General features: G+C 69.1%; 22 protein-coding genes and 3 pseudogenes. 15 read left to right on the top strand and 10 right to left on the bottom strand.

What is annotated here, in order from left to right; genetic code table 11:
- Positions 1 to 36: 36 nt before the first annotated feature.
- Positions 37 to 905: pseudogene (locus OG758_RS40800) on the top strand (amidohydrolase family protein).
- 72 nt (positions 906 to 977) lie between these two features.
- On the opposite strand, the gene OG758_RS40795 reads toward OG758_RS40800, so the two are convergent.
- The 3 genes from OG758_RS40795 to OG758_RS40785 are packed head-to-tail and all read right to left on the bottom strand — an operon-like array spanning position 978 to position 3,155.
- Positions 978 to 1,301, bottom strand: a complete 324-nt coding sequence (locus OG758_RS40795) for an L-rhamnose mutarotase (protein ID WP_326714479.1) — start codon at positions 1,299 to 1,301, stop codon at positions 978 to 980.
- A gap of 3 nt (positions 1,302 to 1,304) precedes the next feature.
- A complete protein-coding gene (locus tag OG758_RS40790) occupies positions 1,305 to 2,348 on the bottom strand; it encodes an enolase C-terminal domain-like protein (protein ID WP_326714478.1) in 1,044 nt (347 codons plus the stop codon).
- 30 nt (positions 2,349 to 2,378) lie between these two features.
- Positions 2,379 to 3,155 carry a FadR/GntR family transcriptional regulator gene (locus OG758_RS40785; RefSeq protein WP_326714477.1) on the bottom strand — a complete coding sequence of 259 codons (777 nt, stop codon included), beginning with the start codon at positions 3,153 to 3,155 and terminating at the stop codon, positions 2,379 to 2,381.
- 430 nt (positions 3,156 to 3,585) lie between these two features.
- On the opposite strand from OG758_RS40785, the gene OG758_RS40780 reads away from it, so the two are divergent.
- Positions 3,586 to 4,755, top strand: a complete 1,170-nt coding sequence (locus OG758_RS40780) for a Gfo/Idh/MocA family protein (RefSeq protein ID WP_326714476.1) — start codon at positions 3,586 to 3,588, stop codon at positions 4,753 to 4,755.
- A gap of 97 nt (positions 4,756 to 4,852) precedes the next feature.
- On the opposite strand, the gene OG758_RS40775 is transcribed toward OG758_RS40780, so the two are convergent.
- Both OG758_RS40775 and OG758_RS40770 read right to left on the bottom strand, forming a co-directional pair.
- On the bottom strand, positions 4,853 to 5,314 hold the full coding sequence (locus OG758_RS40775; protein WP_326714475.1) for a hypothetical protein: 462 nt from the start codon (positions 5,312 to 5,314) through the stop codon (positions 4,853 to 4,855).
- A pseudogene (locus OG758_RS40770) lies at positions 5,244 to 5,396 on the bottom strand (hypothetical protein); the annotation flags it as partial. The pseudogene OG758_RS40770 and the gene OG758_RS40775, both read right to left, overlap by 71 nt.
- 309 nt (positions 5,397 to 5,705) lie before the next feature.
- Between OG758_RS40770 and OG758_RS40765 the strand changes: the two are divergent.
- Positions 5,706 to 5,870, top strand: coding sequence for a hypothetical protein (locus tag OG758_RS40765; RefSeq protein WP_326714474.1), 165 nt, complete (start codon positions 5,706 to 5,708; stop codon positions 5,868 to 5,870).
- A 64-nt stretch (positions 5,871 to 5,934) separates the two neighbouring features.
- Positions 5,935 to 6,573: a LysE family translocator gene (locus OG758_RS40760; RefSeq protein ID WP_326714473.1), complete on the top strand. Its 639-nt coding sequence runs from the start codon at positions 5,935 to 5,937 to the stop codon at positions 6,571 to 6,573.
- Between the two features lie 57 nt (positions 6,574 to 6,630).
- Here the strand turns inward: OG758_RS40760 and OG758_RS49185 are convergent.
- Positions 6,631 to 6,863: pseudogene (locus OG758_RS49185) on the bottom strand (IS5/IS1182 family transposase); the annotation flags it as partial.
- A gap of 1,137 nt (positions 6,864 to 8,000) precedes the next feature.
- Between OG758_RS49185 and ltrA the strand changes: the two are divergent.
- On the top strand, positions 8,001 to 9,761 hold the full coding sequence (ltrA, locus tag OG758_RS40750; protein WP_326714472.1) for a group II intron reverse transcriptase/maturase: 1,761 nt from the start codon (positions 8,001 to 8,003) through the stop codon (positions 9,759 to 9,761).
- A 121-nt stretch (positions 9,762 to 9,882) separates the two neighbouring features.
- Here ltrA and OG758_RS40745 read toward each other — a convergent pair whose 3' ends face one another.
- Positions 9,883 to 11,073: an acyl-CoA dehydrogenase family protein gene (locus OG758_RS40745; protein ID WP_266739281.1), complete on the bottom strand. Its 1,191-nt coding sequence runs from the start codon at positions 11,071 to 11,073 to the stop codon at positions 9,883 to 9,885.
- Between the two features lie 270 nt (positions 11,074 to 11,343).
- On the opposite strand from OG758_RS40745, the gene OG758_RS40740 reads away from it, so the two are divergent.
- Both OG758_RS40740 and OG758_RS40735 read left to right on the top strand, forming a co-directional pair.
- A complete protein-coding gene (locus OG758_RS40740; protein ID WP_326714471.1) occupies positions 11,344 to 12,234 on the top strand; it encodes a GNAT family N-acetyltransferase in 891 nt (296 codons plus the stop codon).
- A 203-nt stretch (positions 12,235 to 12,437) separates the two neighbouring features.
- On the top strand, positions 12,438 to 13,586 hold the full coding sequence (locus OG758_RS40735; RefSeq protein ID WP_442810380.1) for a hypothetical protein: 1,149 nt from the start codon (positions 12,438 to 12,440) through the stop codon (positions 13,584 to 13,586).
- An 88-nt stretch (positions 13,587 to 13,674) separates the two neighbouring features.
- On the opposite strand, the gene OG758_RS40730 is transcribed toward OG758_RS40735, so the two are convergent.
- On the bottom strand, positions 13,675 to 14,307 hold the full coding sequence (locus tag OG758_RS40730; RefSeq protein ID WP_326714470.1) for an HdeD family acid-resistance protein: 633 nt from the start codon (positions 14,305 to 14,307) through the stop codon (positions 13,675 to 13,677).
- A 138-nt stretch (positions 14,308 to 14,445) separates the two neighbouring features.
- Between OG758_RS40730 and OG758_RS40725 the strand changes: the two genes are divergently transcribed.
- The 6 genes from OG758_RS40725 to OG758_RS40700 all read left to right on the top strand — a co-directional run bounded on the left by OG758_RS40725 (position 14,446) and on the right by OG758_RS40700 (position 21,518).
- On the top strand, positions 14,446 to 14,829 hold the full coding sequence (locus OG758_RS40725; RefSeq protein ID WP_326714469.1) for a DUF488 domain-containing protein: 384 nt from the start codon (positions 14,446 to 14,448) through the stop codon (positions 14,827 to 14,829).
- A 195-nt stretch (positions 14,830 to 15,024) separates the two neighbouring features.
- The gene (locus OG758_RS40720) at positions 15,025 to 16,491 is read left to right on the top strand and encodes an APC family permease (protein ID WP_326714468.1); all 1,467 of its coding nucleotides are present in this window, start codon (positions 15,025 to 15,027) and stop codon (positions 16,489 to 16,491) included.
- The gene (locus tag OG758_RS40715) at positions 16,488 to 16,925 is read left to right on the top strand and encodes a hypothetical protein (RefSeq protein WP_326714467.1); all 438 of its coding nucleotides are present in this window, start codon (positions 16,488 to 16,490) and stop codon (positions 16,923 to 16,925) included. Before OG758_RS40720 ends, OG758_RS40715 begins: the two co-directional genes overlap by 4 nt.
- A gap of 3 nt (positions 16,926 to 16,928) precedes the next feature.
- Positions 16,929 to 18,293: a dipeptidase gene (locus OG758_RS40710; protein WP_326714466.1), complete on the top strand. Its 1,365-nt coding sequence runs from the start codon at positions 16,929 to 16,931 to the stop codon at positions 18,291 to 18,293.
- 22 nt (positions 18,294 to 18,315) lie between these two features.
- Positions 18,316 to 20,139, top strand: coding sequence for an alkyl/aryl-sulfatase (locus tag OG758_RS40705; RefSeq protein WP_442810379.1), 1,824 nt, complete (start codon positions 18,316 to 18,318; stop codon positions 20,137 to 20,139).
- Between the two features lie 80 nt (positions 20,140 to 20,219).
- Positions 20,220 to 21,518 carry a hypothetical protein gene (locus OG758_RS40700; protein ID WP_326714465.1) on the top strand — a complete coding sequence of 433 codons (1,299 nt, stop codon included), beginning with the start codon at positions 20,220 to 20,222 and terminating at the stop codon, positions 21,516 to 21,518.
- 18 nt (positions 21,519 to 21,536) lie between these two features.
- Here OG758_RS40700 and OG758_RS40695 read toward each other — a convergent pair whose 3' ends face one another.
- On the bottom strand, positions 21,537 to 22,148 hold the full coding sequence (locus OG758_RS40695) for a TetR/AcrR family transcriptional regulator (protein ID WP_326714464.1): 612 nt from the start codon (positions 22,146 to 22,148) through the stop codon (positions 21,537 to 21,539).
- A 228-nt stretch (positions 22,149 to 22,376) separates the two neighbouring features.
- Between OG758_RS40695 and OG758_RS40690 the strand changes: the two genes are divergently transcribed.
- Complete coding sequence (locus OG758_RS40690) at positions 22,377 to 23,303, top strand: acyl-CoA thioesterase (RefSeq protein ID WP_326714463.1); 927 nt, start codon at positions 22,377 to 22,379, stop codon at positions 23,301 to 23,303.
- Positions 23,304 to 23,346: 43 nt separating this feature from the next.
- Entirely contained in the window at positions 23,347 to 23,682 is a 336-nt protein-coding gene (locus tag OG758_RS40685) for a PaaI family thioesterase (RefSeq protein WP_326714462.1), read from the top strand.
- A 22-nt stretch (positions 23,683 to 23,704) separates the two neighbouring features.
- Here OG758_RS40685 and OG758_RS40680 read toward each other — a convergent pair whose 3' ends face one another.
- The gene (locus OG758_RS40680; protein ID WP_326714461.1) at positions 23,705 to 24,877 is read right to left on the bottom strand and encodes an RNA-guided endonuclease InsQ/TnpB family protein; all 1,173 of its coding nucleotides are present in this window, start codon (positions 24,875 to 24,877) and stop codon (positions 23,705 to 23,707) included.
- Positions 24,878 to 24,918: the final 41 nt, after the last annotated feature.

Raw genomic sequence — 24,918 nt, 5'->3', positions numbered from 1 at the left:
CGCTCCACCAGTACCTTCGCCAGTCACAGGAAGATCATGCCGAGCACGTCGTCAGAGACAACCGTGACCACCATCGACGCCCACCAGCACGTCTGGGACCTGTCGGTCCGCGACCAGGACTGGATCACCGGCCCCGAACTCGCTCCGCTGCGACGCGACTTCACCCTCGACGACCTGCGACCGCAGGCCGCGGCCGCAGGTGTCGACGCCACGGTGCTGGTGCAGACGATCTGCGTACCCGAGGAGGTCCCGAATACCTGGCGCTGGCAGCGGCCGACCCACTGGTGGCCGGCGTTGTCGGCTGAACGGACCTGACCTCTCCCGCGGTCGCGGACGCCCTGGCCGCACTGCGCGCCCTGCCCGGTGGCGACCGTCTCGTCGGCATGCGCCACCAGGTGCAGGGCGAGGACGAGGCGGACTGGCTGCTCCGTCTCGACGTGGGCCGCGGCCTGGCCGCCGTCGCGGCCGCCGGCCTCGCCTACGACCTGGTCCTGCGCCCCGAACAGCTGCCCTCGGCCGTCGCCGTGGCGCGGAAGCGGCCCGAACTCACCTTTGTTCTCGACCACTTGGGCCAGCCGCCGATCCGCCCTCGCCGACCGGACACCTGGGCCGCGGACCTGGCCGCCCTGGCCCGCCTCCCCAACACGGTGGCCAAGCTCTCCGGGCTCGTCACGCAGGCCGACCGACACACGTGGAGCCCGGCCGACCTGCGGCCCTTCGTGTCGGTCGCGCTGGAGACCTTCGGCCCGGAGCGGCTCATGTTCGGCTCGGACTGGCCGGTGTGCACCCTGGCGGCCGAGTACGAACAGGTGGTCGCCGTCGGCCGCGAGCTGATAGCGGACCTGTCCGAGCATGAGCGGGCAGCGGTGTTCGCGGGCACGGCCATGCGGGTCTACGGTCTGTGACCCACAGCAGGTGAGCGGCAGGGGGCGGCGGACTCAGTTGCGTCCGCCGCCCCCTGCCGCTCACCCCTGATGTCATTCGAGATGAAAGACCTCTTCGGCGGGTGCCCACCATTCGCCGTCGCCGACGCTGTCCAGTGGCTGCTGGCAGGGGTCAGTACGGGCCCACCAGTCCCGGGTGACCGGGCACTCGGCGATGTGCGCGGCGTCGGCCGTGTAGTCATCGCCCGCGTATTCGAGGTAGCTGAAGAGCAGGCCGTCACGCAGGAAGATCGAGTAGTTGCCGATGTGGGCGCGCTTGAGGGTCGCGAGGACCTCGGGCCAGGCCGCCGCGTGCAAGGCGCGGTATTCCGCTTCGAGTTCCCCACGCAGGCGTATGACCGCAGCGTAGCGTTGCACATGTCACCAGCCCTGCTGGTCGAAGCCGATGCCGGGGGCCGTCGGCGCCCGCACCAGCCCGTCGGCGCCGACCGCCGGCTCGCGCTGTACGGGGTTGGTGTACACGAGGGACTCGTAGTAGGTGGTGTTGGGGATCGCCATGCACAGGTGGGCGTTGACCACTCCGCTGCCGTGCACCTCGGCCCGCAGGTTGAAGCTGTCGGCCAGGTGCGCGATGCGCAAGGCCCCGGTGATCCCACCCTTGAGCTGCGCGCTGGTGCGGACCCGGCTCGCCGCGCCCGCCATGATGAAGTCGCCGGCGTTGAAATGCGCGCCGTCGGAGGTCTCCGCGACCAGAAGCGGAATGTCGACCTGTTCGGCCAGCCACCGGTGAGCGGTCACGCTGAACTCGCGCATCGGCTCCTCGTACCAGAGGTAGTCCGCCTCGGACAGTGCGCGGCCGAGGTACACCGAGTCGGCGAGGTCGAACCCGGCCGAGCCGTCGTACATGAGTGGAATGTCGTCACCGACGTGGGCCCGCAGCTTCTGGCACAGGTCCGCGTCGACTCGTGCGTCTCCCCACGCGTGCAGCTTGATGGCGGAGTAGCCGAGCTCCAGGCACTGGTCGGCCACGTCGAGGTACTCCTCGACGCTGCCGAAGGTGACTGTGCTCGCGTAGGCGGGGATGGCCTCGCGGTAGGGGCCGAGGAGCCGGTGGACCGGCTGCCCGGCCGCGAGGCCGGCCAGGTCCCACAGCGCTACGTCGACCAGGCCGAGCGCGTAGATGGGGAGTTCCTCTATACGGTCCAGCTCCCACAGGCGGTGCCACAGCAGCTCGCGCATCAGCGGGTCGCGGCCGAGCAGGTCCTCACGTATACGGCGGTTCACCAGGTCGGCGACGATCAGCCCACGTCTCGTGTGCGCCTCGCCCACCAGGCCTTCGTCCGTGTGGACCCGCAGAATTCCGCCCACGACCGCCGGCTCCGAACCGGGCAGCCCTGCTCGCCACCGGAAGGGCGGCTGAGCGGGCAGATCGACCAGTTCCACAGTCACGTCGGTGATTCGCATGGATGTCCTTCATGGGTGATGGTGTGCGGTTCAGGCGCTGGGGTGGCCGGGGGTTATGCGGTGCCGGATCTCTCTTTGGAACTGGTGGGTGGTCCGGTCGATGTGATGGGCCATGAGGGTGTGTGCGTACGTAGGTTCGCCGGTGGCGATGGCGTGGGCGATGGCCTCGTGCTGGGCGGCGGCGTCGTGCAGGGAGCCGCCCGCGAGGCCTGCCAGTCCTATGGCGGTGACCTGGTGCTGCAGGCGGCGCAGGATGTCGATGGTGGCGGTGAGGAAGGAGTTGTTGGTGGCGGCGGCGATGGCGGCGTGGAAGGCGTCGTCGGCGCGGCTGAAGGCGTCGATGTCACCTTGCTGGGCGGCCCGGGTGGACTGATGGGCGGCCTCGCGGACGGCCTTGACCTGGGCCGGCGTGGCGCGTTGGGCGGCCAGGCGGGCGGTGGTGGTTTCCAAGTGCCGCCGGAATTCGAAGAGTTCGTCGACCTGGTGCAGGTCGGCGGGCAAGAAGTGGGTCAGGGAGTTCTGCCAGGAGGACTGGTCGGGCTGGGCGACATAGATGCCGCGGCCCTTGTGCACGGACAGCCGGCCCAGCGCGGAGAGGATCTTCACCGCCTCGCGGACCACGGTCCGGCTCATCCCCACCCGGTCGGCCAGGTCCTGCTCGGTGGGCAACCGGTCACCCGGCTCCAGGCCGGCCAGGACGAGGTGTTCGAGGACACGTTCGGCCGCGACCTCGTAGCCGGGACGGTATCCGAGACCGTCGCCCGGGGGTTCCAGCGCGGGTGCGGTGCTGTGGGCTGCGCGGGTCAACGGCGCTCCCCTTTCACGTCGATCCACTTCTGCGTCGATCCATGGCACGGCGATCCGGACGGCATAGCGATAGCAGTCCGTGTCGGGCATGAGGTCTCCGAACGGCGCAGAGGCGCCCAAGCGCGATATGTTTCGGATACATCAGCCAATCTGTGGTCAGTGAATCACATTCAAACTCTTGACGCCAGGATCCGGCGAGCCCAGACTCGTTCCGCCCCCTACCGGCCACTCCATCCCACCCCTCACCGGGGCAACACCCTTCTCCTGCCTGGCCGTAGCGCATCCAGGAGTGCGAGTGTCCTGACCGTCGGCGCCACCTCAACCTCGTCAGGATCAGGCACAAATCCACCATGCAATCGGATATGTTGCAGATCTATCATCGATCATCCTGGCCCTGCTGGGGTCGAAACCTTCTGAAAGGGCAAGCACCTTGGACGACATCAGGCTCGGCGTCATCGGCCTGGGCAATCGCAGCGACCTGGCCGACCTGGCTCACCGGCCCGGATCGGGCTCACTGATGGCCGCCGCCTGCGACCGCGACCGACAGGTGCTTGCGCACGCCGAGGAGCGGTTCGGCGCCCAGGTGCGGACCGCCGTGGATCACCACGAGCTGCTCGACGCGGGACTCGACGGCGTGCTGGTGCTGACTCCGGACCACACGCACGAGAAGATCGGCCTGGACTTCCTTCAGGCCGGTGTACCGGTGTTCCTGGACAAGCCGATGGCGATCACCACCGACGGGTGTGACCGGCTGCTCGCGGCTGCTCGCCAGTCCCGGACCCGGCTGTACGTGGGCCACAACATGCGGCACATGCCGGTCGTGGTGGCCATGCGTGAACTGATCGTCAAGGGGGCGATCGGTGAGGTCAAGGCCGTCTGGTGCCGCCATTTCGTCGGCCACGGCGGGGACTTCTACTTCAAGGACTGGCACGCGGACCGACGCCTCACCACCGGCCTGCTGCTGCAGAAGGGCGCGCACGACATTGATGTCATCCATTGGCTGGCCGGCGGCTACACCCGGCGGGTGAACGCCATGGGCGGGCTGACGGTCTACGGGGACATCGACTCGCACCGCGACCGCCGCGGGGAGCGGATGACCGAGTGGCTGTCGACGGAGAACTGGCCGCCGCTCAGCCAGACCGGTCTCCACCCGGTGGTGGACGTGGAGGACCTGAGCATGATGCAGATGCAGCTGGACAACGGTGTTTTCGCGAGCTACCAGCAGTGTCACTACACCCCCGACTACTGGCGCAACTACACGGTGATCGGCACCGAGGGACGGCTGGAGAACTTCGGCGACTCGGAGGGAGCGGAGGTCCACGTGTGGAACCACCGCTCCGACGGCCGCGCCGAGGCCGATCTGGTGGTGCCCGTGCACACACCGACCGGCACGCACGGGGGCGCCGATCCCGTGCTGATGACGGAATTCCTGCGGTTCGTACGAGACGGTGGAGCCACCGTCACCTCGCCCGTCGCGGCCCGCGAAGCGGTGGCCGCCGGCTACGCGGCCACCATGTCGTTGCGGGACGGCGGCCGGGCCATCGAGGTCGCGGCCCCGGACCGGGAGTTGGCCGCGTACTTCGGGCACGGCCAGAGCTGATCTGCCTCGGGGACTCGTTTCAAGTGGCTCCGTTCCGGGAGGAATCCGGACCGGAGCCACTTCGCATTCCGAAGGTCAGCCGAAGGTCAGCCGAAGGTCAGCCGGTCGGGCCCGGATCGGTGGGGTCCAGATCCGCGACGTCGCAGAGCTCGATCCGCTCGCCCGGCCGGTGCAGTTCCAGGATCACGAGTTCATTCAGGCCGACCCGCCACACAGGGGCGGGGGCGTACAGCGTGCGCTGGGGTCCGCGTTCCCAATAGCGACCGAGGGCAAAGCTGTTCAGCCACACCTGGCCCTTGGTCCAGCCCGGCAGGGCCAGGAAACTGTCGGCCGGTTCCGGTACCTCCAGCGTCGCACGATGAAAGGCCGGGCCCTCGACCTGTTCGGCGGCCCCGAACCGCTGGCCTGCCAGATCGGTCAGCGGGATGGGGGCGGATCTCCCAGTCGAACTGGTACTGACCGTCGGTCCGGACGCCGCCGCTGATGCCCTTGTGATCCTCCAGCAAGGGGCCGGAGTTGATCTGTCCCATGTTCGCCACCAGCAGGTCGAGTTCGGCACCGGTGTCGGGGACGCTGATCGGCAGCACGTCGAGCGACCCTGTCCGCTCCAGGACGCCCAGCGGCACTCCGCCGAGGAACACCTGAGCCCGGTCCGCAAGGCCGTGCACGCGCAGGGTCGTTGTCGGGGAAGGAGCCACGGAGCCACGTGCGGTAGTGGATCAGCTCCAGTAACTGGCCCAGCACCTCCATCGGTTCCGGTGAGAGCCGCTGCCGAGGAGTGGAGAGCATGTCGAGGCAGTCCGCCAGCGCCACCGCACCGTTCGGCCGTACCGTCTGCGGGGCGAGACGGTCCGGTGTCGCGGGTATCGCGTACGGAATCGGGCCAGGCGCTTGCCGCTGCGATCAGCTCGGCAAAGATCCATCATCTGTCGGCCTGGCTCCACCGGTGGATGACCGAAGTCGAGATCGAGCGGCGCGCTGATCTGCGCAGGCGTCAGGACGGAGCGCTCGCCGCTGTCCGCGAGTCGGCCGGCTCGTATGAGCCCACGTTCATCACCGGGAACGCGGAACTGCACCGAACCAGCAAGGTCCTGTCTCTTGGGAGTAGAGGCTAAGCAGCTCAAGATCCACCAGACCCGCTAACAATGCAGGCGATCTGGCGGGGTAAGCTGGCATTCCATGGCAATAAGCTCCGCCCTGTGGTCCTTCGCCCTAGTTGTAGGGCTTCTCACTCTGACTCCCGGACTCGACACGGCGCTGATCTTGCGCACGTCGGCCCTCGGCCGGCGCAGGAGGGCCTGGGGCGTCGTCCTCGGAATCCAGACCGGCACCCTGGTGTGGGGTGCGTTCACCTCCCTCGGAGTGACCGCGCTTCTCACGGCCTCCCATCTCGCTTACACCGCGTTGCGCTGGATCGGCGCCGCTTACCTGATCTGGATGGGGTTCCGCATGCTCCGGGACACCTTCCGGGGGCTGCCTACGGCAGACACGGACGATTCCGTTCTGGCCGCCGGCGCGGACTCAGTCAGCGGCGGCTGGCGGCAGGGGACGCTCACCAACCTCCTGAACCCGAAGATGGGCGCCTTCTACGTCGCCGTCCTGCCTCAGTTCATCCCCCCAGGCACCGGCCACTTCACCATGGGCCTCCTGCTCACCGCGGTGCACATCTTGATCGGTCTGCTCTGGTCTGCCGTCCTCATCGGCTTCGCTCGGGTCCTGCAGGGGTGGCTCCGCAAGCCCCAGGCTCGCCGACTGCTCGACCGGATCACCGGCACCGTCATCGGCGCCTTCGGTATCAGGCTGGCACTCAGCAACTGACGATCCGAATGTCAGGGTCCAGCGACCTGCTCAGCACCGGACCCAGATCAAGGCGATGCACCGCTCGACGGCATGACGCTCCCTATATTTCTCGGAGTCAAAGCCGGCGGGCGGCCTCCGGCGCGGCCTCGCCGCAAACGGTGACCGATCTGGTCGGCGGGGTGCAGGATGACAGCCCGGATGCCTCGACGCCGAAGGTGTCCACGAATCGCGCGGGACGAGTTGGTGCGATCTGCCAGGACGGCCATCAAACGGGTTCTTGGCCTCCCGAGTCCGCTGCGCGGGATCCGGATCCTGGCCGTGACCGCCTCGGAGGCCGGCGCGTCACCAGCCTGACGGGCGGTGACGTGGATACCCAGAGGACGAGTTTGGGCTGTCACTGGCCAAGTGGACCTTCGTGCTCAGTCCGCCGCGGGAGCGTCCGAGCGCGTGATCCTCGGGCTCCGACCGGCCTGGTGCCCCCGTTGCGGTTTTCATGGTCCCGCAATGGGGCTCCCGGCCTCCGGGTCCGGCGGTGGTCAGCCCACCGTCGCCCCCTCCCCGGACCGGATCGGCGGCTGGCGCCCCCATAGGCACGACCCCGTGGGGCTTACATCGCCTGGTGCTCAGGTTGGGCGAGACAGGCGAGTCTTTACCGGCTCACCCGACCCGCCCCCAGGCCACAGTCTCGCGAATGGCTCGATTCCAGCTGAGGCGGGACAGATCGAGCGCCAGATCCAGTGCCAACTATCCCGCTTTTATGCCAACTAAAAAGCTTCGTGTGCGACACGAGGTCGCTCCGGATAAGTAAGGACAGCCATGTGAAGGAGGTATCGATCGGCTGAACTTCGGGCCGGTGTCCAGGGCCCGTCCCCGCGCTCACATGCGTCGCTGGTAACGGCGGGGTCTGAAGCTGAGCGTTCAAGCCCAAGAGCGTCTCGGCCATCGAGGTGCAACAGGCGAGGGGAAGGCTGGACGGGCGAACGCAAGTGAACCCTCGATGATGCCCCGTGACTTTAGGACCGTGCGATGGCATGTGAGCGACGGTCACAGGACCCGGTGCTGGGAGGCACCAAGCGACCTCCGGGGAACTTTGTCCGGAGAGCGGACACCGCTGGTCCCGGGGTAGAGAGGGCGCCCACCCCAGCCGTTCCTTAACGGTGCGGAACGTGGAAACCCCGTCGTGGTCCAGGCCCTGGCCTGGTAAGCCGACCGCAAGGAAGGCCTAACTCCCCGGCGGGACAGGATGATCCAGAAAGCGAAGGCCGGCAGGCCGAAAGGCCGGAGGAAACCGGGAGTTGGGACCTTCACCCGCTCTCACATAACTCGCCGGACACGGGTCCTGGTGACCCGGCCCGAAAGGGCGCCCACGTGGATCAGGTGAGCCTTTGAAGTCACCACTGCAACGAAGCCGGAACCAAGGGACAAGTTAGATACCGGAGGCGAACATGGAAATCACGACACCTGTCGTGATGCCCTCGCCTGCGGTGAACGGACCCGAGGACGACTTACTCGACTGGCACGGCATTGACTGGGCCACCTGCGAGGAGAACGTACGGCGGCTGAGGCGGAGGATCTTCAAGGCAACGCAGGAGGGGGACCTCAAGAAGGTCCACAACTTGCAGAAACTCATGCTGCGAAGCCGCAGCAACACGCTGATCAGCGTGAAGCGGGTGACGCAGCAGAGCAGTGGTCGCATGACCGCTGGCATCGACGGGGAACGGGTCCTCACGCCGAAGGCGAGAGGCACGCTGGCGGCCGAGATCCATCGGTCGTCGAAGCCCTGGAAGGCCAGGCCGGTCAAGCGAGTGTTCATCCCGAAGAGCAACGGGAAACAGCGACCGCTCGGCATCCCGGTCATCCGTGACCGGGTTCTCCAGGCTCGCGTGAAGAACGCGCTGGAACCCGAGTGGGAAGCGCGGTTCGAGCCGAGGACCTATGGCTTCCGGCCCGGCCGCAGCTGCCAGGACGCGATATCCGCGATCTTCTGGACGGTGAAGGGCAAGAACCCGAAACGTCTGTGGGTCCTGGACGCGGACCTGTCGGCGGCATTCGACCGAATCGCCCACGACCACCTCATGACCATGCTCGGCCAGTTCCCCGCCAGGGACCTGATCGCGGGATGGCTGAAAGCGGGAGTGATCGACCGCGGCCGATTCGCACCGACTGAGGAGGGAACTCCTCAAGGCGGTGTGATCAGCCCCTTGTTGCTGAACGTTGCTCTGCACGGACTGGAACAGGCCGCAGGGTGCCAATACACGGCGCGGGCCGGGCGTGAGCCCGGCGCCGCCCCGGGCACTCCGGTGCTGGTGAGGTATGCCGATGACTTCGTTGTGCTCTGTCACGACGAAGCCCAGGTGCACCAGGTCAAGGTCCGGCTGGAGGACTGGCTGGAGCCGAGAGGTCTTCGCTTCAACGAGGAGAAGACCAAGGTCGTCCACCTCGATGAGGGGTTCGACTTCCTCGGATTCACGGTCCGCCGGACGGGTGGCAAGCTGATCATCAAACCCAGCGTCGCGGCCTGCAAGAGGCTCCGGGCGCGACTGCGGACCGAGGTGGGGGCCCTGCACGGGTCCAATGCCGAGGCGGTTTTGCGCAGGCTGATCCCGATCGTTCGCGGTTGGGCGGCCTACTACCGGGCGGTGGCATCAACGACGACGTTCTCGTCGTTGGATCACTACATGTGGTGGCTGACCTTCAAATGGGCCAGGCGCCGTCACCGCAACAAGTCGAGGTACTGGGTTGTGGACCGGTACTTCGGCAGGTTCCACCCGTCCCGGCGCGATCGGTGGGTGTTCGGCGACCGCGACAGCGGCGCCTTCCTCATCAAGTTCGCCTGGACCGGGATCGTCCGTCATCAGCTCGTTAAGGGCGGAGCGTCCCCGGACGACCCGGCCCTGGCCGAGTACTGGCGGGACCGCCGCCGGAAGAAGGCGCCGCCGCCAATGGACAAGACGAGTCTTGTCCTGGCGGTTCGGCAGCAGGGGCTCTGTCCTCTCTGCAAGCAGGCGCTGATCGTCGGAGCCGAGTACGAACCGGACAGTCCACGCGAGTGGATCAACTGGTTCGCGGCCTCGAAGAAGATGCTCCACAAGCATCACTTCACCTACCGACGAGACGGCGGCACGGACGAGCGGACCAACCTTCGCCTTGTGCACTCCGAATGCCACCGCCAGCACCACGCTGGCGACGGCGAACGGGCCACATAACCCTGCTGACCTGCGAAGCCCTCGCGGCTTGCTTGAGCCGGATGCGCTGAAAGGTGCACGTCCGGTTCTGAGGGGGCCGGGTCACGGCAACGTGATCCGGCTACCCGACCACAGCGGAGCCTCAGCGTCGGACGCGGGGCATCCCCAGGCCTATCCAGGAGATGATCTCGCGCTGAATCTCGTTGTTGCCGCCGCCGAACGTGAAGATCACGGCTGATCGGTAGCCGCGTTCGAGTTCGCCGTGCAGGACGGCGCCTGCCGAGCCCTCCTTGAGCGCTCCCGCCGCGGCGACGACCTCCATCAGCCAGGCGTACGCCTCGCGGCGTGCCTCGGATCCGTACACCTTCACGGCGGAGGCGTCCTGCGGGGTGAGGCTGCCTTCCTGGACGGCGTTCACCATCTGCCAGTTGAGGAGTTTCATCGCGTCGAGCCGGGTGTGGGTCTGGGCGAGGCGCTTCCTCACCCAGCCGAGGTCGATGACGCGGCGCCCGTCGGCCAGTTTGGTGTCCATGGCCCAGCGCTGCACGTCGCGCAGCGCGCGGATCGCCATGGTGCCGTGGGCGGCGAGGGTGACCCGCTCGTGGTTGAGCTGGTTCGTGATGAGCCGCCAGCCCTTGTTCTCCTCACCGACGCGACGGCTGACGGGAACGCGGATGTTCTCGTAGTAGCTGGCCGTGGTGTCGTGCGACGCAAGGGTGTTGATGATCGTGCAGGAGTAGCCGGGGTCCGACGTCGGCACGAGGAGCATGGTGATGCCCTTGTGCGGCGGGGCGTCCGGGTCGGTGCGCACGGCGAGCCACACCCAGTCGGCCGTGTCGCCGTTGGTCGTCCAGATCTTCTGCCCGTTCACCGTGTAGTGGCCGGTGGCCTCGTCCCCGTCGCGCACCGCCCGCGTCTTGAGCGCGGCGAGGTCGGTGCCCGCGTCGGGTTCGCTGTAGCCGATGGCGAAGTCGAGCTCCCCGGAGAGGATCCTCGGCAGGAAGTACGCCTTCTGCTCGTCGCTGCCGTACTGCATGATCGTGGGACCGACGGTGTTGAGCGCCATGAGCGGCAGGGGCACGCCCGCCTGCGCGGCCTCGTCGAAGAAGATGAACTGTTCCATGGGCGTGAGGCCACGCCCGCCGTACTCCTTCGGCCACCCGACGCCGAGCCACCCGTCGGTGCCGAGCCGGCGCACCGTCTCGCGGTAGAACCGCTTCTGCGCCGCCGGGTCCTCGTAGCGGGCGTAGGCGTTGTCGGGCACCAGCTCCGCGAAGTAGGCGCGCAGTTCCGTGCGCAACTGCTGTTGCTCGGGCGTGTATTCGAGGTGCACGGCCCCTCCTGGCGGTCGCTGGTACACCGGGTCCCGGTCCTGACGGCGCACACAGTAGAACTCGTTCCAGAAATAGGGAATGGGCGCGGGCGGGCGGTTCCGGCACACGGCCTGAACGCGCCGGCCGGTGCGCGCTCGGCCCGTGCGCGCTCGGCCCGTGCGTGCTCGGCCCGTGCGTGCTCGGCCCGTGCGTGCTCAATTGCTTTGCGGGCGCCGCGCCGGCCCGGTTAGGTTCTGCCGCGTCCGCAACTCCCCGTACAAGGAGCCCTCTTGTCGCTGCACCTCACACCGCTGACCGATCCGGCCGGCGGTCCGGACGCCCGCCGCCTCGCATGGCTGGCGTCCGACGCCGACGGGAACCCGGTCGGCTCCGCGTTCCTGCGGCTCATCGACCGGGACGGCCAGCGGCATCTCGCCGAGCTGTCCCTCCGGGTCCATCCCGCGGAACGCCGTCGCGGCGCGGGCTCCCGGCTCCTGGAGGCGGCGGTGACGGCCGCGAAGGCCGACGGACGGCGCTCGCTCACCGCCCCGGCCGACGACGGTTCGCCCTCCGACCTGTTCCTGGCCGCGCGAGGGTTTCGCCGGGTGCTGAATCTGACGTACGCGCGGCTCCCGCTCGCCGACGCGGACATCCCGGCCCTCACGCGGACGGCGCGCGCGGAGCACCCCGGATACCGGCTCGTCTCCTGGGAAGGCACGGTTCCGGACCATCTGGCCGCGACATTCGCCGCCTCGCGTCGCGCCATGGACGACATGCCTATGGACGACACCGACTACGGGACCGTCCTGTGGAATGTGGACCGGGTCCGCGCGGTGGCCAGGGCCGTCGAGCGGCGCGGCGAACACCTCGACACGGTCGCGGCGGTCGACGCCTCCGACGGCAACGTCGTGGGGTTCACCGAGCTCGTCGTCCCCGGTGACGGCACAGGCGACGGACAGCACTACGGCACGGGCGTGCTGCCCGAGCACCGCGGTCACGGCCTCGCGCGCTGGATGAAGGCCGAGGCCGTTCTCCGCGCCCGCGACCGCCACCCGCGGCTCGGGGGTCTGCTCACGGACACCGCCGACAGCAACACACCCATGCGCGCGGTGAACGACGGACTGGGCTACGTGCCGACGCATCGGACGTACGAGTACCAGCTCGACCTCCAGCAGGCCTGACGACCTCGGCCGGCAGCAGACGGACAGGCATGTGCGATGACCACCGCGGGTTCGCGGTGGCCATCGTCACACCCTCCCCCGGGCCCCATCACCCAGAGATAGTTGTAGAGTACAACGTGAGCGAAGGTTGTAAACACCAACCCACCGAGTTGCATACGCCGACGCCCGCCTCTGCTCTCCGTCCATCACTGGAGGTCCTGCCCATGCCCGCCGATCAAAAGGCACACCGCTCCGAGTCCTCGGGCGCCGTGCACGGCGTGCGGAATCCGGCCCTGCGCCATGTCCTGACGCACCTCATCACCCCGCTGCTGATGTGCGTGGGCATGGGGCTGGCGTACATGGGGGCCTTCGTGGCGCCCGAGCCGCACCATCTGCCGGTGGCGGTCGTGGGGGCCGGGCCCGAGGCGAAGGTCTTCGCCCAGACGGTGAAGGACAAGGCCGGCGACGCCCTCGACGTCCGCACGCTCGACAGCCGCTCGGCCGCCGTCGAGCAGCTCCGGTCCCGTGACATCGACGGCGCGTACGTCCTGAGCGCGAAGTCCCCCGAGCTGATCGTCGCGACCGCCGGGTCCGACATGAGCGCGATCACCGCCGAGAAGATCTTCACGCCGGTCGCCACGCAGCAGGGCGTGCCGCTCAAGGTGACGGACGTGACCCCGACCGTGTCGGACGACCCGACGGGCCAGGGCCTGTTCTTCCTGCTGGTGGCGCTGAGCATCGGCTCGTACGCGTCGGTGGCCGTGGTCGGCGCGGCGGGTTCCGCCCTGTCGATGCGGACGCGGGCCGCTCTCGTGGCCGGTGTGTCCGGCGTGGTCAGCCTCGTCGGCGCGGCTCTCGCGGGACCGGTGTTCCACCTGGCCCACCACGGCCTGTGGGGCATGTGGTCGATGTCATGGCTGTACTCGGCGGGCATCCTCTTCATCGGTGTCGGCCTGCACACGTTCCTCAAGCGGTGGACGACCCTCGCGCTCATGGTGCTGTTCGTGATGCTGAACTTCACCAGCTCCGGCGGCCTCTACCGGCCCGAGCTCCAGAACGGCTTCTTCGGCACCCTGCACTCCTTCTGGAACGGCGCCGGATTCGTCGAGGGCTCGCGCAGCCTGCTGTACTTCGGCAGCCACGACCTGGCCAGGAACGTGTGGACGCTGGCCGTCTGGCTCGTCGTCGGCCTGGTCGTGATGGGTCTGGCCGCGCTCACGGAGCGGCGGCGCGGTGCCGCAGCCGTAGAGCCCCGGGAGCAGGCCGCGCACAGCGTGGCGCAGGCCCCCGCACGCTCTGGCCGGAGCGAGGCCGAGGAGGCCCAGGAGTCGGAGGCGGCGGAGGAAGAGATGGAGGAGACGGTCGCGGTCTGACCGTCACCGAGAGGCCGAAGCAGTCGCGCCGGGCGTCCCTATGGTGGCGTCCGGCGTTCGCGTGCCCGCCCGCCCCCCGTCGCCACCGTCACACTCCGTGCGGAATCCGCTTCGCCTTGCTCCGCAGCTGGAACGCCGTGACGATCTCCACGACGCCGACCGCGACCAGCCAGCAGCCGCCGACCAGGGTGAGCACGGCGACGGACTGGAACGGCGAGACGATCAGGACCACACCGGCCAGCGCGCTCACGACGCCGAGGAAGATCTGCCAGCCGCGTGCCGGCATCGCCTCGTCGGAGATGGCCGCGACGGTCTGGGTGATGCCGCGGAACAACCAGCCGATACCGATCCACAGGGCGAGCAGCAGGATCGACTGCGTCGCCCCGCGGAAGCAGAACAGACCGAGCAGGATCGACACCGCGCCGCTGATGAAGGCCATCACGCGCAGCCCGGTGGTGACATGGGTGCCGAATGCGGCCACCAGCTGGAAGACGCCGGTGACCAGGAGGTACACGCCGAAGAGCACTCCGGCTGCGAACAGGGACGCCCCTGGCCAGACCAGGACCAGTACGCCCAGGATCAGGGCGGCTATGCCGGCCAGCAGCACTACTTGCCACGCGGATTGAGCCAGGCGTCCCAGCGGACCCTGGGGCGCGGCGGGGCGCTCTTCGTGAGTGTCTTCGGCCGTCGGGATTCGGGGTTCGTGCGGTGCGTGCGTCATGTCCGACTGTTCACACGGCGTCGGCGCGACCGCCACCCGGGTGAGGCGAACGACGTACGCCCCCGGCAGTCGGGGGCCGTCACCGCAGCGGCGGACGACCGCGGACGCGAGGCGGGGAAAACGCCGCACAATTGGGCCATGACAGAACGCTCCAAGAGCTCCGAACCGCACTTCCGCGTCCGCCGGGTCTACGATCCGCCGTCGTCGGACGACGGAATCCGGGTCCTGGTGGACCGCTTGTGGCCGCGCGGCGTCTCCAAGGAACGGGCCGACGTCCAGGAGTGGATGAAGGACGTGACGCCGTCCTCCGCGCTGCGCTCCTGGTACCACGAGGACCGCGAATCACGCTTCCCCGAGTTCGAGCGCCGCTACCGCGACGAGCTCGCCGAGCCGGACCGTGTGGAGCTGACGGACAAGCTGCGCGCGCTGGCCCGTACGAGCACGGTCACGCTGGTCACCTCGGTCAAGGACATCGAGCACAGCCATGTGCCGGTTCTGGTGCGGCATCTGACCGAGAGCTGACCGGCCCGGGAACGGTGCGGATTCCCTCCCGCCGCGCCCCGTGAGCGTACGGGCCCGACCCGACAGCAGGTGCGAACCGGCACAAGCTATGTCAATTTTGTGCAACGACGTACCACTTGGACGCATGGCGTCGTCCGAGCGACGCGGGCACCGGTGGCGCCGGGGGCCCGCCGACGCGCCCCCGGGAGGGCTCGCATGACCACCATGGATGTCCCGTCCGACGAACCCATACCGCGGGCGAAGGCGGCGCCACCGGTAGTGGCGCCCGCCCTGAAGTGGGTGACGCTGGCGCTGATGACGACCTCGTCGGTGGCGAGTCTGCGGGCCGCTCCGACCATGGCCGTGTACGGCCTGGCCTGCGTCTTTCTCTATATCGTCCCGGCGATCGTGTTCCTGCTGCCGACCGCCCTGGTCTCGGCGGAGTTGGCGTCGGGGTGGAACGGCGGTGTCTACCGGTGGGTCAGTGAGGGCCTGTCGAAGCCGCTCGGGTTCCTGGCCGTCTGGTGCCAGTTCGCCATGACGATCTTCTACTACCCGAGCCTGCTCGCGTATGTGGCCAGCACCATCGCGTACGTGATCGACCCCTCGCTCGCCTCCAACGGCCTCTACACGGCCATCGTCATCATGGTCCTCTACTGGACCGGGGTCTGGGTCTCCTCGCGCGGCACGAAGGCCGTGGCCGGGCTGTCGTCCTGGGGACTGGTCATCGGCACGCTGATCCCGGGCACGATCCTCGTCGTCCTCGGCCTCGTCTTCCTCGGCCAGGGCAACGGTTCGGCCGCCCCGATGGGGGCCGCGAACCTCTTCCCGCAGTGGACGGGGCTCGCCAGCCTGGTGCTGATCGTCAACAACTTCCTGAGCTACTCCGGCATGGAGATGAACGCGGTCCACGTCTCCTCGCTGAAGAACCCGGCCACGGAGTACCCGAAGTCGATGTTCCTCGCGACGGGGCTCGTGCTGCTGATCTTCATCCTGCCCGCGCTCGCCATCAGCTGGGTCGTGCCGTCCGACCGGCTCAGCCTCACCGCGGGCGTGATGCAGGCCTTCCACGCCTTCTTCTCGTACTTCCACGTCGGCTGGCTCACCCCGATCGCGGCCGTCATGCTGGTCGCCGCCGCGCTCGGCGGCATGCTCACCTGGCTCGCCGGACCGTCCAAGGGCCTGCTGATGATCTCCCGCGAGGAGGGCTATCTGCCGCCGTTCCTGCAAAGGCTCAACAAGAACGGCGTCCAGCAGAACATCCTCGTCACCCAGGGCATCGTGACGACGGCCATCGCTCTGATGTACGCGCTGATCCCGAACGTCTCCAGCGCGTACTGGATCTTCTCGGTGATCACCACGCAGGTGTACCTGATCGTCTACCTGCTGATGTTCGCCGCCGCGATCCGGCTGCGCAGGACGCAGCCCGACCACCCGCGCGGCTACCGCGCACCGGCCCTCACGCTTCTGTGCGGCGTCGGTCTCATCGCCTCGCTCGCCGCGCTGGCCATCGGGTTCGTGCCGTCCTCGCAGTTCGGCGGCAACAGCGTGTGGGCGTACATCATGCTGATCGGCGGCGGGCTCCTCATGCTCGGTCTGGTGATCCCCGGGCTCTTCCTCGCGTTCCGCAAGCCGAGTTGGCGCAACCCCGCGTCGGCCGCCGGCGAGGGTGGTGCCGCGTGAGCCCCACCAGGTTCGCCTCCGAGCACCGGTGGATCTACGTCTGCGCGATCCTCCTGCTTCTGGCCCTCGTGGTCGTCGGACTCATCCAGTACGACAGCGTGAAGACGACCGGCGACGCCCACAAGAAGGCCAACCAGCTCGCGGACGAGTTGGTTGCGGCCGGGTACTCCAGACCCGACACCGGTGGCGTCGTCCGCACGCTCGGCACCGACGGCGGCAACGTCTGCCACGATCCCGGGTCCGCCCTCAAGTCGGGCCTGTGGAAGATCAATCTGTCCAACGGTGCGGCCGGCCCCGGGCAGCGGCCCGTGATCTCCGACCGACGGGTCGTGGAGGCCGAGGCGATCATCCTGGGCATCTACTGCCCCGACAAACTCGAGAAGATCCAGGACAAGATCGACGATCTCAAGACCGACGACACCGTGAGGCGATGAAGCATGCCCTCGCCCGACAGTGAACTGGCCGCCCGCATCACGGAGTTGATGCCCCGGGCGAAAGCCGACCTGAGCGAGCTCGTCGCGATCCCGTCCGTCGCCGACCCGCGCCGGTACCCGCCCGAGGAGTGCCGCAAGGCCGCGCAGTGGGTCGCGGACGCGTTCGGCGAGGTGGGTCTGCGCGACGTCCATCTCGCCGAGACCCCGGACGGCAGCCACGCCGTCATAGGGCACCGGCCCGCGCCGCCGGGAGCGCCGACCGTGCTCCTGTACTGCCATTACGACGTGCAGCCCCCGCTCGACGACGCGGCCTGGACGACCCCGCCGTTCACCCTCACCGAGCGCGAAGGACGCTGGTACGGGCGGGGCACCGCCGACTGCAAGGGCAACATCGTCATGCACCTCACGGCGCTGCGGGCCCTCGGGGACGACATCCCCGTCGGCATCAAGTTCGTTGCCGAGGGCTCGGAGGAGCAGGGCACGGGCGGCCTGGAGGCCTACGTCACCCGGCACCCCGAACTGTTCCTGGCGGACGCCCTGTTGATCTGCGACACCGGGAACGCCGCAGCCGGTACGGGCACGGCGACGACGTCCCTGCGGGGCCTCACCAACGTGGTGGTGAGCGTCGACACGCTGGCCGGCGAGGTGCACTCGGGCATGTTCGGCGGCCCCGCGCCCGACGCCCTCGCCGCGCTCGTCCAGATGCTCTCGACACTGCGCGACCCGAAGACGGGCGCCACGCGCATCGACGGGCTCGACGGCGAAGGGACATGGAAGGGCGCAGGCTACGACGAGGAGCGGTTCCGCAAGGACGCGGGCGTGCTCGAAGGGGTGCGGCTGACCGGGACCGACTCCGTCGCGGACCGGCTCTGGGCGCGTCCGGCGGTCACGGTTCTCGGCATCGACTGTCCGCCCGTGGTCAGTTCGTCCGCCTCGATCCCGGCGAGCGCCCGCGCGCGGGTGAGCCTGCGCGTACCGCCCGGTACGAACGCCGACGCCGCGCGCGAGGCACTCACCGCGCATCTCGTGGCGGCGGCGCCGTGGGGTGCGCGGGTCGGCGTGGAGGCCGAGACCACCGGCTCCCCGTTCCGGGCCGCCACGGACGGTCCCGCGTACGCCGCGCTGGGCCGGGCCATGGCCGACGTGTACGGAAGGCCCATGGAGTTCCTCGGCCAGGGCGGCTCCATCCCGCTGTGCAACGTCCTCGCCCAGGCGTATCCCCGTGCGGAGATCGTCCTGATGGGGGTGGAGGAACCGCAGTGCCTGATCCACGCCCCGAACGAGAGCGTGGACCCCTCCGAGATCGAGCACATGGCGCACGTGGAGGCGCTGTTCCTGCGTACGTACGGCACCGAAGCGCGGCGCTGACACACATCCCTGGGAGACCGACGTGACCATCTCCGACACCCCCGCCTCTTCCCCCGACTTCGCCGACCGGTCCGACTTCGAGGAGGCGGACCGGGGCCTCGTCTCCCCGCCGCTCTCCGCGACGGTCACGGCCGAGGACGGGCGCGTCGTGTGGAACTTCGACGACACGGCGTTCCTCGACGAGGACTGTCCGGACACCGCGCACCCGAACCTGTGGCGGCAGTCCCAACTCTGCGCCCGGGCAGGTCTGTTCGAGGTCACCGAGGGTGTCTTCCAGGCGCGCGGGTTCGACCTCTCCAACATGACACTGATCGAGGGCGACCACGGTGTCGTGGTCGTCGACCCGCTCGCCTCCGCCGAGACGGCGGCCGCCGCCCTGGACCTGTACCGGTCGCAGCGCGGCGAACGGCCGGTCGCCGCCGTCGTGTTCACCCACTCCCACCTCGACCACTTCGGCGGTGTGCTCGGCGTCGTCGGACCCGACGACGGCGTGCCCGTGGTCGCTCCACAGGGCTTCATGGAGCACTCCGTCGCGGAGAACGTGTACGCGGGTACGGCGATGCTGCGCCGCGGCACCTACTACTCGGGAGCCAACCTGGAACGGGGGCCCGGGGGTCTCGTCGGCATGGGCCTCGGCTTCACCGCGTCCACCGGCACCGCGGGGCTGGTGGCGCCCACCGTCGAGGTCCGGCACACGGGACAGGAACTCACCCTCGACGGCATCGTGTTCCGCTTCCAGATGACGCCGGGCACCGAGGCACCGGCGGAGATGAACTTCCTGCTGCCCCAGCGGCGCGCCCTGTGCATGGCCGAGAACGCCACGCACAACCTGCACAACATCCAGACCCTGCGCGGCGCCGTGGTCCGTGACGCCCGGATCTGGGCCCGCCATCTCAACGAGGCCATCGAACTCTTCGGCCACGACGCGGACGTCCTGTTCGCCTCGCACCACTGGCCGACCTGGGGCTCGGACCGGATCAGGTCGTTCCTGGCGGAGCAACGCGACCTGTACGCGTATCTGCACGACCAGACGCTGCGGCTGCTCAACCAGGGGTACACGGGGACAGAGATCGCCGAGCTGATCGAGCTGCCGCCCCCGCTCTCCGCGGCCTGGCACGCACGCGGCTACTACGGCTCCGTCAGCCACAACGTGAAGGCCATCTACCAGCGTTACATGGGCTGGTACGACGGCCACCCCGCCTCCCTGTGGGAGCACCCGCCCACCGAGACCGCCGAGCGCTACGTCGACTGCATGGGCGGGCTCGAAGCGGTGCTCGGCAAGGCGCGTACGTACCTGGAGGACGGCGATCTGCGGTTCGCCGCCCAGCTCCTGAGGCACGCCGTGTTCGCCGCGCCGGACAACGCCGACGCCAAGGAGCTGCTCGCGCAGACCTTCGAGCGGCTGGCGCACGGCGCGGAGAACGCGACCTGGCGCAACTGCTACCTCACCGGCGCCCAGGAGCTGCGCGGCGACATCGGGAGGACCAGCATCGGAGGCGGCGACATGTCCGCCGCGCTGAACGTCGAGCAGCTCTTCGACTCACTCGCGGTCCGGCTCGACGGGCCCAGGGCGTGGGAGCACTCGCTCACCCTGCACTGGCATCTGTCGGACCTGGGCGAGATGTACCGCATGACGCTGCACAACGGTGTCCTGGTCCACACCCGCACGACCCGGCCCGCCGACAACGCGGATCTCTCCCTCACGCTCACGAAGCCCCAACTCCTCGCCCTGCTGGCCGGAAAGGGTCTCCACGGCGTCTATCACTCGGGCGATCTGGACGTCCTCGACACCCTGCTCTCGCTCCTCGACGACAACGCTCCGGACTTCGCGATCGTCACCCCGTGACGGTGGTGACGGGGTGCGACGGCCGCCCGTACGCACTAACACAGCGCGCCCTCCACCACCGCATGGCATCCCATGAGTACATGACACCGGACCGTGAGGACCGTTCCCCGTCGGACGCGAGCGACGACATCGCCGAGCTGCGCGCCCGGGTCGCCCAGTTGGAGTCCGCGGGGCCGGCGCGGCCCCGGCACCATCTGCGCTCGTTCTTCGCGGGCCTCCTGATCGTCCTCGTGGCGATCCTGACGCCGCTCAGCGCCGTCGCGACATGGGCCAGCGACATCGTCGGCGACACCGATCGCTATGTGGCGACGATGGAGCCGCTCGCCTCCGACCCCGATGTCCAGGCGGCCGTCACGAACCGCGTCACGAACGTCGTCATGCAGAACATCGATCTCAAGACGCTCCTCAGCGACGTGGCACCCGCCGACCGGCCGAGGCTCGAAAAGGCACTAGGGAAGCTGAGCGGCCCGCTCACCAGCGGACTCAGCGGCTTTGTGCACAACACCGTCCAGAAGTTCGTCTCGAGCGACGCGTTCGCAAAGCTGTGGACCGGCCTCAACCGGCGTGTGCACACGGCGGTCGACAAGGCGCTGACCGGGAGCGGCGGCGGTGCCGTCAAGCTCACGAACGACACGGTGACGATCGACCTCGCTCCCGTCATCGCGGAGGCGAAGAAGCGGCTCGTCGACCGCGGCCTCGGGGTCGCCTCGAAGATCCCCGACGTGCACACCGACTTCACGGTCCTGACGTCCGACTCCATCGGAAAGATCAAGAAGGGCTTCCGGCTGCTCCAGCTCATGGGGGTCTGGCTGCCGATCCTCACCCTGGTCCTCGCGGCCGTGGCCGTCCTCCTGGCCGTCCGCAAGCGGCGCGCCCTGGTGGCGGCGGGGATCGCCATCGCCGTGGGCGCCGCGATTCTCGGCATCGCCCTGTGGGCCTTCCGCGCGATCTATCTCGACGGGCTGCCCTCCGGGGTGTCGCAGCCGGCCGCCGGCGCCGTCTACGACGCGCTCGTACGGTTCCTGCGGACGACGGTACGGATGGTGATCACCGTCGGCGTCGTGGTGGCGCTCGCCGCGTGGCTGACCGGCGAGGGCCGGGCGGCGACCAGGGTCACGGCCATGTGGCGCGGCGGCATCGGCGCGGTGCGTGACGCGGCGGGCCTCACGGGCGGCCCGGTGGGCGCGTGGGTGCACCGGGCGAAGACCTGGCTGAACTGGACGGTCGTCGCGGTGTCGGCCGTCATCATGCTGGTGTGGGACCGTCCGACGGGCGTCGTCATCGTGTGGATCGCCCTGTGCGCGCTCATCGCTCTCGCGGTGATCGAGTTCCTGGACGACGACGGATCGCCGCATATGACGGCCACCCCCGCCGGGTGACGCCGTTGCGGTTCGGTGTCAGGCGCGTGCGGGGCGCCGCACCGCACGGGGGCGGTACTCGACCACGGTCAGCGCGAGGGCCACGTACCGCTCCACCAGCTCGTCCACGGACACCGGGCCCTCCGTCCGGTACCACTCCGCGATGGCGTTGCACATCGCGATGACCGCGCGCCGGGCGTCGTCCGGATACGGGGTGAGGAAGATGCCCTGCGCCACGCCCCGCTCGACGACCTCACGGAACTGCTGGGTGCCGCGCGCCTCGTTCTTCCGGTAGCGGGCCAGGTGCTCAGGCTCCAGGCTGCGCCCCTCGGTCAGCACGATGCTGCTCTTCACGGGGTGGTCGGTACGGAACCGGACGGTCGCCGCGACGAGCGCCTCCAGCTGCTCGGCGGGGTCGTCACCCGCCGCCTCCAACGCCTTGTCGCACATGCCGAAGTAGGCGTCGAGACCGTCGTCGAGGATGGCGACCAGCAGGTCCTGCTTGCCCTTGTAGTAGTAGTACAGGGCGGACAGGCTCACCCCGGCGCGCCGGGCGATGTCGCGGATCGAGGTCGAGCCGTAGCCCCGCTCGGAGAACTCCTGCCGGGCAGCCTCGACGATGGCCTTGTGGCCTGCGGGTCGCGTGGACACAGCTCTCCGATCTCCTGCTTCCGCCCCGGCGCCATGCGCACTGAACGAACGGTCGATCAGTCGTAGCGGGACGTCGCCGAGTGTACCGGCACACGCCGCGAACCGGCCGGTCACAGGCCAAATGACCAGGGCAGACGCTTCAGCCGTCCGATCCGGGGCGGCACGGCTGCGGGCCGCGTGATCACCGTCACAGCCACGGAAGCGCCTCGGGCTGGCAGCATGCCGACCATGGGTGCTCAATACAACCAACTCGCCGTGGCGCAGCCGGATGCCACGTCCGGACGCGCGGACCTGCTTCCCCTCGGCGAGCTACTGGGTCTCGAGGCGCCGGGCGACAGCGCCTTCACCGGCATGCCCCACATGGGCCGGCCGCCGCGTGCCTTCGGCGGGGTCACACTCGCGCAGGCTCTGCTCGCGGCGGGGCGCACGGTCGACGGAGGGCGGCAACCGCACTCCCTGCACGCCTACTTCCTGCGTTCGGTCGCCCCGGAAGCCTCCGTCGCGTACGAGGTGGAGCGGCTGCGGGACGGGGCGTCCTACGCCGCCCGGCAGGTGGCCGCGCGCCAGGACGGCATGACGGTGCTCAGCCTCTCCGCTTCGTTCAAGAAGCCCGAGAACGCGCTCGACCACCAGCCGGAGATGCCCGGCGCACCGGCGCCGGACGACTGCGAGGCCCCGTACGAGGCGATGGCGCGGGAGCACCCGGAGCGCTACGCGGAATCCGTCATCCCCCGCGCAGTCGACCTGCGGCTCGTGGAGGCGGACGCCGATGAGCTGGCGGCGCGGGCCGACGGCATGTCCCGGCGGCGCTGCTGGCTGCGGGCGGCGCGGCCGCTGCCCGACGAACCGCTGCTGCACACCGCCGCGCTCGCGTACCTCTCGGACCTGACGATCTCCCCCACGGCCGCGCTGCCCTGGGAGCCGCACGGTGCACGGAGCGCCCGCCGGCCGAGGGTGATGCTGGCGTCGCTGGACCACGCCATGTGGTTCCACCGCCCCGCGCGCGCCGACGCCTGGCTGCTGTACGCCCAGCACACCACGAACCTGTCCGACGGCCGCGCGATGTCACGCGGTGAACTCTGGTCGCAGGACGGCCAGTTGGTCGCCTCGGTGCTCCAGGAGGCGCTGATCCGTCACCGGCCCGCAGCCGCCTGACCCCACCCGCACCCGCAGCACACCCGGAAGGAATCCACTCCACATGCTCGACTTCGCCTGGGGCGCAGGCACCGGCCTGGACCGCATCCGCACGCTCGCCGAGGAGCTGGCTCACTCGCCGCACGTCCCCTACACGCAGTTCGGCCTGAGCATCACTCAGGTCGACAAGGGACGGGTGGAGATGGCCTGGCCCCCCGGGGAGTCCCTCCTCAACCGGGGCGGTGTCGTGCACGGCGGCTTCATCGCGACCACGCTCGACGAGGCGTGCGGCGCCACGGTGATGTCCGGGAGCGAACCGCTGACGCCGTTCCTGACGATGAGCGTCAACTACCCGGTCGCGAACGATCGGGTTTGCTGCTCGAGTCATCACTGGCTGTGACGGGTTCGGCTGCGTCCAGGACTCACGCGATGAGGGTGAGTTCGGGGGCCGTTGACTGGGCCCCGCAGACCCACACGTACCACCCGCGGTGGGCGATGGTGTGGGACGCGTTGTGGTCTGCGTGATCAACGAATCCGCAGACCCGGCACGAGAAAACAGCCTGGGAGGGCCGGTTGCCGCGTGCGGTGTGATGGCACTGGGAGCATTCCTGGCTGGTGTAGGCCGGATCGACGTAGACGACCGGCACCCCGGCCCGCTTCGCCTTGTAGGCGATGAAGGCGCCGAGCTGGGCGAAGGGCCAGGAGTGGAGCGTGGTGCGTTGGGGCTTTCTCAGCCGTGCCCGCTCGCGGATGCCCGTGAGTGTCTCCAGGGCGATCCCGCGACCGGTGCGTTCAGCCTCCGCCACGATCCGCTTCGAAATCTTGTGGTTGATGTCCTTGTTCCGCCGGGCTTCCTTGCCCGCGTACTTCTTCGCCCGCCGCTTGGCGGACTTGGTGTTCTTCTTCTGCAGCTTGGAACGCAGCTTGCGGTCCTGTTCCCGCTTGCGGTTGATCCGCCTGCCGCAGTGGCGCTCGCCGTCGGAGGTCGCGGCGATGTTTACGATCCCCAGGTCGACGCCCAGGAACCCGGCCGGGTGGGCGTTCGGGGCGGCTTCGGCGATCTCGCAGGTCGCGATCAGGAACCACTTCCCGCCCTGGCACACCAGGTCGGACTCACCCTGGCGGTGCCCGGCCAGCACAGCCAGCTGCTCGGCCTGCCCCGTGAACGCCACGCCCTTGAGCCGGCCGGCCGTGGTCCAGATCGATACCGTGCGTGCCTGGTGCTGCCAGGACAGCATCCGATCGTCGTAAGGCTGCGCCGCCTGGGGCCGGAAGACCACCGGTTTGCCCGAGGCCCGGGCATCACGCTTCGCGCCGGGCCGCCCGTACCGTCCGTTGCGAAGGTTCGCCTTCAGGGTGGTGTAGGCGTCGCAGGTCTTCTTGATCGCGTGCTGGGCGGCCTGCGCCCCCAGTCCCCACCTCTCCCGGATCTCGGCATAGGTGTGCTTGCGGAGCTCCAGCGGACGCCGAGCGTTTTCCTCGAAAGCAACCCCGGCCGCCCAGGTCGCCGCTTGATTGCAGGCGTGCAGGGTCGCTCCAAGTGCCGACGTCTGCAAGGGCGTCGGCAGCAGCTTCACCCGCACCACCAGCTTCACGAGCAGCGAACCTATACACCCGGACGAAGACCCACCACACG

The sequence above is a fragment of the Streptomyces sp. NBC_01474 genome, from assembly GCF_035918215.1.
GTDB classification, from domain to species: domain Bacteria; phylum Actinomycetota; class Actinomycetes; order Streptomycetales; family Streptomycetaceae; genus Streptomyces; species Streptomyces aureus.
The sequence above is the reverse complement of the archived record's forward strand: the minus strand, read 5'-3'. Positions and strand labels throughout refer to the sequence as shown.